Raw genomic sequence first — 8,675 nt, 5'->3', positions numbered from 1 at the left:
TGGCGCTACGCTTACCGGGCCTACAATATTATGTGCTTATGCCGCCGGTAATTCCGCCAGCGGCCAGCGAGGACGCACGGTCACGCCAAGATCCGCCGTTGCACCCGCTCTAAAACGCACCATGCCCGCGTAGGCGATCATCGCCCCGTTATCGGTGCAAAATTCCGGACGTGCGTAAAACACTTCGCCACGACGTTTTTGCATCATCTCGGCCAGTTTTGCGCGCAGCGTACGGTTAGCGCTCACGCCCCCCGCCATCACCAGACGTTTAAAACCGGTTTGATCCAGCGCGCGTTTACACTTGATCATCAGCGTATCAACCACAGCATCTTCAAACGCACGAGCGATATCTGCACGCGTCTGATCGTCATTTTCATTATTACGAATGGTATTCGCGGCGAAGGTTTTCAGGCCGGAGAAGCTGAAATCCAGACCCGGACGGTCGGTCATCGGGCGCGGGAAGACAAAGCGTTTTTCAACGCCTTGCGATGCAAGCTTTGACAGCATTGGGCCGCCAGGATAATCCAGCCCCAGCAGCTTGGCCGTTTTATCGAACGCTTCACCAGCGGCATCATCTATCGATTCACCCAGTAATTCATACTGCCCAATACCGGTGACGCTGATCAGCTGCGTGTGACCGCCGGAAACCAGCAGCGCAACGAACGGGAAAGCAGGGGGATTATCTTCCAGCATCGGCGCCAGCAGATGCCCTTCCATATGGTGCACAGGAATTGCCGGTACGCCCCAGGCGAACGCCAGCGAACGTCCTACGGTTGCGCCGACCAGCAGCGCGCCAACCAGACCAGGACCTGCGGTATACGCCACCGCATCAATCTCTTTTGCCGTCAGTCCCGCTTCTTTCAGCGCGGCCTGGATCAGCGGTACGGTTTTACGTACGTGATCGCGCGAGGCCAGTTCTGGCACTACGCCGCCGTAGTCAGCGTGTAATTTCACCTGACTATACAATTGGTTGGCTAAAAGACCTTTTTCATCGTCGTAAATGGCGATGCCGGTTTCATCGCAGGATGTTTCAATACCCAGTACACGCATGACTTGTTTTACCTCGCTCTATTACCGCGCAGTGTAGGACCAATGCGGGTTGATGTAAAACTTTGTTCGCCCCAGGAGTTCCGCTCGTGTATACTCCTTATCCTTATAAAAGTCCCTTTCAAAATCGCGTCGGTGCTTTACAAAGCAGCAGCAATTGCAGTAAAATTCCGCACCATTTTGAAATAAGCTGGCGTTGATGCCAGCGGCAAACCGAATTTATAAAGGTGAGAGTTACATGCCGGTAATTAAAGTACGTGAAAACGAGCCGTTCGACGTAGCACTGCGTCGCTTCAAGCGTTCATGCGAAAAAGCAGGTGTTCTGGCGGAAGTTCGTCGTCGTGAGTTCTATGAAAAACCGACTACTGAACGTAAGCGCGCTAAAGCTTCTGCTGTGAAACGTCACGCGAAGAAACTGGCTCGCGAAAACGCACGCCGTACTCGTCTGTACTAATCCATTGAGAGCCAAGGCTCTCAATTCAGACAGAGTTGTAGTTGTAAGGCCGTGCTTCCGGAAGGAATGCGCGGCTTGTTTTCGTTTATACGCGTCATCATTCAAGCTGCCTCTGCGTTGGCTGCAGTCGTTCCCTCCAGTCACGTACTGATGTACGCTCCTGAGGATTCGCTCCCTTGCCGTCTTGAAGCATCTTGAATGATTTTGTGTATATAAGTCATAAAAAATAAACGGGGCATATGGCTGGACGAATTCCACGCGTATTTATAAATGACCTGCTGGCAAGAACCGACATTGTCGATCTCATCGACGCGCGGGTAAAGCTGAAGAAGCAGGGCAAAAATTATCACGCGTGCTGTCCGTTCCATAACGAAAAAACCCCCTCTTTCACCGTAAACGGTGAGAAACAGTTTTATCACTGCTTTGGGTGTGGCGCACATGGCAACGCCGTCGACTTTCTCATGAACTACGACAAGCTCGAGTTTGTGGAAACCGTCGAAGAACTGGCCGCAATGCACAACCTTGAAGTGCCCTATGAAGCAGGCAGTGGCCCTAGTCAGATAGAGCGCCATCAACGGCAAAGCCTTTATCAATTGATGGACGGCCTGAACACTTTTTATCAACAGTCTTTGATGCAACCCGCCGCTACCCCCGCGCGCCAGTACCTGGAAAAGCGAGGATTAAGTAGCGACGTGATCACCCGTTTTGCTATTGGTTTTGCGCCCCCCGGCTGGGACAACGTCCTGAAACGGTTTGGCGGCAATGCTGAGAATCGTAAATCGCTGGTCGATGCGGGAATGTTGGTCACCAACGATCAGGGACGCAGTTACGATCGCTTCCGCGAACGGGTGATGTTCCCCATCCGCGACAAACGTGGTCGAGTCATTGGTTTTGGTGGACGCGTGCTGGGCGATGCCCTGCCGAAGTATCTCAACTCCCCGGAAACCGATATTTTCCATAAAGGTCGCCAGCTGTATGGCCTTTATGAAGCCCAGCAGGATAACGCCGATCCGCAGCGCCTGTTAGTGGTAGAAGGCTATATGGATGTGGTGGCGCTGGCGCAATACGGCATTAACTACGCTGTGGCATCCCTTGGGACGTCAACCACCGCCGATCACATCCAGTTGTTGTTCCGCGCGACGAACAACGTAATTTGCTGTTACGACGGTGACCGTGCCGGACGCGACGCAGCATGGCGCGCGCTGGAAACCGCACTGCCCTATATGACAGACGGACGCCAGCTACGCTTTATGTTTTTACCTGACGGCGAAGACCCCGATACGCTGGTGCGTAAAGAAGGGAAAGAGGCCTTTGAAGCCCGGATGGAGCAGGCGCTGCCACTCTCCGCGTTTTTATTTAACAGCCTGATGCCACAGGTGGATTTGAGTACCCCGGACGGACGCGCACAGCTCAGCACGCTGGCATTACCGCTGATTACTCAGGTACCAGGCGAAACGTTGCGCATTTATCTGCGACAGGAGTTGGGAAACAAGCTCGGCATTCTGGATGACAGCCAGCTTGAACGTTTAATGCCAAAACTGGCAGAAAATGGGGCTTCCCGCCCTGTTCCACAGCTAAAACGTACGACCATGCGTATACTTATAGGGTTGCTGGTACAGAACCCGGGTCTCGCCCCGCTGGTTCCGCCGTTAGGCGCACTGGATAGCAATAAGCTGCCTGGACTTGGCTTATTCAGAGAACTGGTCAACACTTGTCTGGCTCAGCCAGGTCTGACCACCGGACAACTTTTAGAACACTATCGTGGCACAAATGATGCTGCGACCCTTGAAAAACTGTCGATGTGGGACGATATAGCAGATAAAGATATCGCAGAAAAAACCTTCACCGACTCACTCAACCATATGTTTGATTCGATGCTTGAGCTGCGCCAGGAAGAGTTGATAGCTCGTGAGCGCACACACGGTTTAAGCAGCGAAGAACGCCGGGAACTCTGGACGCTGAACCAGGAACTGGCCAAGAAATAACAGAAAGACAAAAGTATTTAACGGCTTAACTGCCGAATATCGCTCGGGAAGCCCCCGACAGCCGCACGGAGAGGCAGCGGCAAAATATAAGTATGCCCTCGTTTTGCCGTTGGCGGTTTTACCGCCCAACACCAATCAAACGAATTAAGTGTGGATACCGTCTTATGGAGCAAAACCCGCAGTCACAGCTGAAGCTACTTGTCCAACGTGGTAAGGAGCAAGGCTATCTGACCTATGCCGAGGTCAATGACCATCTGCCGGAAGATATCGTCGATTCAGATCAAATCGAAGACATCATCCAAATGATCAATGACATGGGTATTCAGGTGATGGAAGAAGCACCTGATGCCGATGATCTGCTGCTTGCTGAAACCTCCAACAGCACCGATGAAGACGCGGAAGAAGCGGCTGCCCAGGTTCTGTCCAGCGTTGAGTCCGAAATCGGTCGTACAACTGACCCGGTCCGCATGTACATGCGTGAAATGGGTACCGTTGAACTGTTAACCCGTGAAGGCGAAATCGACATCGCTAAACGCATCGAAGACGGGATTAACCAGGTTCAATGCTCCGTTGCCGAATACCCGGAAGCCATCACCTACCTGCTTGAGCAATACGATCGTGTAGAAGCTGAAGAAGCGCGTCTTTCCGATCTGATCACCGGCTTTGTCGATCCGAACGCGGAAGAAGACATGGCGCCAACGGCGACACACGTCGGTTCTGAACTCTCTCAGGAAGAGATGGATGACGATGCAGACGAAGATGAAGAAGATGACGACGACAGCAGCGATGACGACAACAGCATCGACCCTGAATTAGCGCGTGAAAAATTCGGTGAACTGCGTACTCAGTACGAAATCACTCGCGACACCATCAAAGCGAAAGGCCGCAGCCATGCTGCCGCACAGGAAGAAATTCAGAAGCTGTCTGAAGTGTTCAAACAGTTCCGCCTGGTGCCGAAGCAGTTCGACTACCTGGTAAACAGCATGCGCGTCATGATGGACCGCGTGCGTACTCAGGAACGTCTGATCATGAAGCTCTGCGTTGAGCAGTGCAAAATGCCGAAGAAAAACTTCATCACCCTGTTCACTGGCAACGAAACCAGCGAAACCTGGTTCAACGCGGCAATCGCGATGAACAAACCGTGGTCTGAAAAACTGCACGACGTGGCAGATGACGTTCACCGCGGACTGCAGAAACTGCAGCAGATTGAAGAAGAAACCGGCCTGACCATCGAGCAGGTTAAAGACATCAACCGTCGCATGTCCATCGGTGAAGCGAAAGCCCGCCGTGCGAAAAAAGAGATGGTTGAAGCGAACTTACGTCTGGTTATCTCTATCGCCAAGAAATACACCAACCGTGGTCTGCAGTTCCTGGATTTGATTCAGGAAGGTAACATCGGTCTGATGAAAGCGGTTGATAAGTTTGAATACCGTCGTGGTTACAAGTTCTCTACCTATGCAACCTGGTGGATCCGTCAGGCGATCACCCGCTCGATCGCGGATCAGGCACGTACCATCCGTATCCCGGTACATATGATTGAGACCATCAACAAGCTCAACCGTATCTCCCGTCAGATGCTGCAAGAGATGGGCCGCGAGCCGACGCCGGAAGAGCTGGCTGAACGCATGCTGATGCCGGAAGACAAGATCCGTAAAGTGCTGAAGATCGCTAAAGAGCCTATCTCCATGGAAACGCCGATCGGCGACGATGAAGATTCGCATCTGGGTGATTTCATCGAGGATACCACCCTCGAGCTGCCGCTGGATTCTGCTACCACCGAGAGCCTGCGTGCCGCAACGCACGACGTTCTGGCTGGCCTGACCGCCCGTGAAGCGAAAGTTCTGCGTATGCGTTTCGGTATCGATATGAATACCGACCACACGCTGGAAGAAGTCGGTAAACAGTTCGACGTTACCCGCGAACGTATCCGTCAGATCGAAGCGAAAGCGCTGCGTAAACTGCGCCACCCGAGCCGCTCTGAAGTGCTGCGTAGCTTCCTCGACGATTAATCTCGCCGCATAAGCATAAACGCCACCGCAAGGTGGCGTTTTTCTTTATAGTCCCCGCCTGGCCAGGGCGTCATTCACTTCCCGATACGCCTCCACCAGTTTATCCAGCGTAATCCGGCTTAACCCGCTGGGATTCGGCAAAACCCATATTTTCGTCGCGCCAATAGTCAGCGTTTGTTTTCCCCACTGCGCCCCACGCTGGCTGAGGCCCTGCTCAAATGCCTGCTTCCCAAGGATTGCGAGTGCAGCAGGCTGATACTCCTCTATTTTCTCAATGAGCTTACGGCCGCCGTTGCGCATCTCCTGTAGCTTCACTTCATTGGCTTGCACCGTCGGTCTGTCGACAAATTTAGTCACGCCGCAACGGAAGTCCAGCAGGTGTTGTGCCTCTTCGGGTTTGAGCTGGCGATCGGTAAATCCCGCCTGATGGATGACCTTCCAGAAGCGATTAGCGGGATGTGCAAAGGGGAATCCTGTACCTGCGGAAGACAACCCCGGATTGATGCCGCAAAACACCACCCGCAGCCCCGGCGCCAGTATGTCCTTAACCATAATTACTCCCATCAATACATCAGAGGAACAAGTATAACGGACTGAAAATACATTGTTTATAAAAACAGCATCCGTACGCTTATGTCTGGATTGCAACGCGGAGTTACTTTATAATCCACCGCCACGGCCCCTTAGCTCAGTGGTTAGAGCAGGCGACTCATAATCGCTTGGTCGCTGGTTCAAGTCCAGCAGGGGCCACCAAATAAAACAAGGAGTTAGATGAGAAATCGTCTGACTCCTTTTTCGTTTTATACGAATCGGGTCAGGTAATGGGTCAGGTAAGGAATTACCTCCCTGCCCTCTTCATCTCGCTGCATGCATTCCCCGATAGTGATAAAAGCCAGTAATACCGTCCGTAATATTCACGATACAGCATTATTACGGCTCCGTCGCAGCAAGCCAGTTGCTTGTCGTGCTCGCAGAATATCTACAGCCCGAAGATAAGGCGATTGTTCCTGCCAGCTAAACCCTCTGCGATCGATACGAACCAGTTCGTACTTATCCACCAGAAAGTTGACTGCATCGGCCAAGGTGATACCGGCATCGATATGTTCCTGAATAACCGTCTCATCACTGAATGGAGTGTCGTTTAGCGTCAGGCCATAGTGCTGTTCCAGCAGGCGGGTCAGTAACATTTGCCAGACAGCCACGGGCAACAGGCAGGGCTTCGCCGCCTGCGGATTTGTTGCAGGTAGTGTTTTCATATTTGCTCTTGTGAAAGTAGTTAACGATGAGTGGGGTAAACGGCGATGTATACGTAGCCGCAACTACCAAGGGTATCGGCTTCGCAGGTGAAACTATTCTGGTACAGGGTGACACAGTGGGCATGTCGAGGATTCATTTCACCAGTGGTCAACATCAATTCCATCTGACTGATAAAATGCGGGAATACTTCATCCAACTTCAAAGGTTCTGCGTTACTGAATTCACCGGTAATGCTGGCCCGGTCAGCCAGATAATGAAGTCGGTTTCCCTCCTGTACCAGACGAGCGCCAAAGCAAGGTGTCACATTACGATTCAGTCCCCACTTGAGAAATAATTCGTTCTCTGAGTCAGTAGATTTCATTGAAGTACCTTCATATCCACCCTCGCTCTGCAAACGAAACAATGCTCTCTGAGCCGATGACCAGATGATCGAGCGTGCTCACATCAACCACTGCTAATGCTTCTTTAAGCCTGCCTGTAATGTTGCGGTCGCATTGACTGGGCTCCGGATCGCCGGAGGGATGGTTATGAGCCAGCACGACAGCTGCAGCATTGAAGCGAAGCGCTGACTTCACCACCTCACGCGGATGGACCTGGACATGGTTAATCGAACCGGCAAACAGCGTTTCGCTCTCCAGTAAACGATGCTGATTATCGAGGTAGAGCACCATAAACATTTCCCGCTCCTGTCTGGCTAGCTGTAACCGAAGCCAGTCACGGGCCGCAGTACTTGAAGTAAAGGATATGCCGGGCTGGCGCAGATATTTATCCAGCAGGTTGATAGCGCGGCGGATGGTGCGTTGGGCATAGGGGGTTAATCCGGAGGTCGCGGGGAGCAGACCACCATGCTGGGCCATAATCGCCAGTGGAAAGAGTTCAGGCTGAGATGACTGCGGGGATAATGCGGTATTCATGTTCGGTATTCCTCAGTCGATTAGATGCATAATGGCGCTGCATTCCGGATGGTTTAGCGCGAAGTCACGTAAGCGATAATAGTGCTCAGTCATCGCATCACATTCGGTACGACAGGCGTGGTGACTAAATGCCATCAGGCAGACCGCAATACCGGCAGCCTCTCCGCTCATCTCCACGCCGTTGCCATTCATCGGGTTGAACAACGTCCATTTTTCACCGTCGGGTTCTGGAGCCATAAACGCGCCGCCGTTGCTGAGTGTATAAAAACTCCAGACGCTGCCGCTGTAATCAGCGCACAGACGATCCATCCAGCCGAAGATTCGGGGCTCAAGGGTTATCCATTGTGGGATAGAGCCAAAATGCAGCGGCCAGAAGCCGATGCGTAACTCGCCAGGGACCACTGAGGCAGTAATTGCTGCCTGCTCAGCGAACTGAAAGGTTTGTGTATCCATTAGACTATCTCCTTATGCCGGAACGTTTGTTTAACGCCCGAAAAATTCGAGCATGTTTTCTGCCATAACCCAAAGGGCGCGATTGAGCTTCACATCGCCATCAATGCCGGTAACAGCACGGGTGCGGCTGCTTTTCCCCTTAGCGGTTCGCCCTGACAGACCTCCTTTCATCAGGTTCTCCTGCACGCGCTGGTAGACGGTCCACAGGTCATCGTTGTAGTCCTCCCGGCGACGTGGGGTCAGCAACTGCGATACCGTGACCGGCTGGTGGTCTTCACCAAAGCGATACTTCAGCGCGGCATTCGCCAGGGCGTTACGGGCTGGTTCTGGCAGTGCCAGTGACTGCATTGCATCGCGCTTCTCCTCCACCCGGTCAAACACACCGAGCACTTCGTAAGCCCCTTCAATCACCTTCTCAACAACATTCCCTTTATGCGGTACCCGCACTTCTCCGAATGACTGACCGCAGACCAGGCCATTGGTACAGACGCCGCGAAATAACCCCGGCAGCATCTGGTAGCTTGATGAGCCGTCATGGCTGTTAAGTAGAATGATT

The 8,675-nt window shown here is 52.7% G+C and carries 10 protein-coding genes and 1 tRNA gene; 4 read left to right on the top strand and 7 right to left on the bottom strand.

All coding sequences use genetic code 11. The annotated features are described in order from the left end of the window. Positions 1-36: 36 nt before the first annotated feature. The gene (gene tsaD / locus FDW87_RS07585) at positions 37-1,050 is read right to left on the bottom strand and encodes a tRNA (adenosine(37)-N6)-threonylcarbamoyltransferase complex transferase subunit TsaD (protein ID WP_049259813.1); all 1,014 of its coding nucleotides are present in this window, start codon (positions 1,048-1,050) and stop codon (positions 37-39) included. 235 nt (positions 1,051-1,285) lie between these two features. On the opposite strand from tsaD, the gene rpsU reads away from it, so the two are divergent. The 3 genes from rpsU (at position 1,286) to rpoD (ending at position 5,495) form a co-directional block, all read left to right on the top strand. Beyond that, positions 1,286-1,501 carry a 30S ribosomal protein S21 gene (gene rpsU, locus FDW87_RS07580; RefSeq protein ID WP_001144069.1) on the top strand — a complete coding sequence of 72 codons (216 nt, stop codon included), beginning with the start codon at positions 1,286-1,288 and terminating at the stop codon, positions 1,499-1,501. 239 nt (positions 1,502-1,740) lie between these two features. Continuing rightward, positions 1,741-3,486, top strand: coding sequence for a DNA primase (gene dnaG / locus FDW87_RS07575; RefSeq protein ID WP_019077713.1), 1,746 nt, complete (start codon positions 1,741-1,743; stop codon positions 3,484-3,486). A 164-nt stretch (positions 3,487-3,650) separates the two neighbouring features. After that, complete coding sequence (rpoD, locus tag FDW87_RS07570; RefSeq protein ID WP_016154549.1) at positions 3,651-5,495, top strand: RNA polymerase sigma factor RpoD; 1,845 nt, start codon at positions 3,651-3,653, stop codon at positions 5,493-5,495. Positions 5,496-5,540: 45 nt separating this feature from the next. Here rpoD and mug read toward each other — a convergent pair whose 3' ends face one another. Next, complete coding sequence (gene mug, locus FDW87_RS07565) at positions 5,541-6,047, bottom strand: G/U mismatch-specific DNA glycosylase (protein WP_016157505.1); 507 nt, start codon at positions 6,045-6,047, stop codon at positions 5,541-5,543. Positions 6,048-6,172: 125 nt separating this feature from the next. Here mug and FDW87_RS07560 point away from each other — a divergent pair. Next, positions 6,173-6,248 (top strand) — tRNA-Ile (locus FDW87_RS07560). 161 nt (positions 6,249-6,409) lie between these two features. Here FDW87_RS07560 and FDW87_RS07555 read toward each other — a convergent pair. The 5 genes from FDW87_RS07555 to FDW87_RS07535 all read right to left on the bottom strand — a co-directional run. Next, a complete protein-coding gene (locus FDW87_RS07555; RefSeq protein WP_137379598.1) occupies positions 6,410-6,751 on the bottom strand; it encodes a TA system toxin CbtA family protein in 342 nt (113 codons plus the stop codon). A 20-nt stretch (positions 6,752-6,771) separates the two neighbouring features. Then, positions 6,772-7,113, bottom strand: coding sequence for a type IV toxin-antitoxin system YeeU family antitoxin (locus FDW87_RS07550; protein ID WP_137379597.1), 342 nt, complete (start codon positions 7,111-7,113; stop codon positions 6,772-6,774). Positions 7,114-7,123: 10 nt separating this feature from the next. Then, the gene (gene radC, locus FDW87_RS07545; protein WP_137379596.1) at positions 7,124-7,666 is read right to left on the bottom strand and encodes a DNA repair protein RadC; all 543 of its coding nucleotides are present in this window, start codon (positions 7,664-7,666) and stop codon (positions 7,124-7,126) included. Between the two features lie 12 nt (positions 7,667-7,678). Beyond that, entirely contained in the window at positions 7,679-8,119 is a 441-nt protein-coding gene (locus FDW87_RS07540) for an antirestriction protein (RefSeq protein ID WP_137379595.1), read from the bottom strand. A gap of 30 nt (positions 8,120-8,149) precedes the next feature. Further along, a partial coding sequence (locus FDW87_RS07535; protein WP_137379594.1) for a DUF932 domain-containing protein occupies positions 8,150-8,675 on the bottom strand: 526 nt, incomplete at its 5' end.

This window comes from Citrobacter sp. wls826 (assembly GCF_005281245.1).
In the GTDB taxonomy this organism is placed as follows: domain Bacteria; phylum Pseudomonadota; class Gammaproteobacteria; order Enterobacterales; family Enterobacteriaceae; genus Citrobacter; species Citrobacter braakii.
The sequence above is the reverse complement of the archived record's forward strand: the minus strand, read 5'-3'. Positions and strand labels throughout refer to the sequence as shown.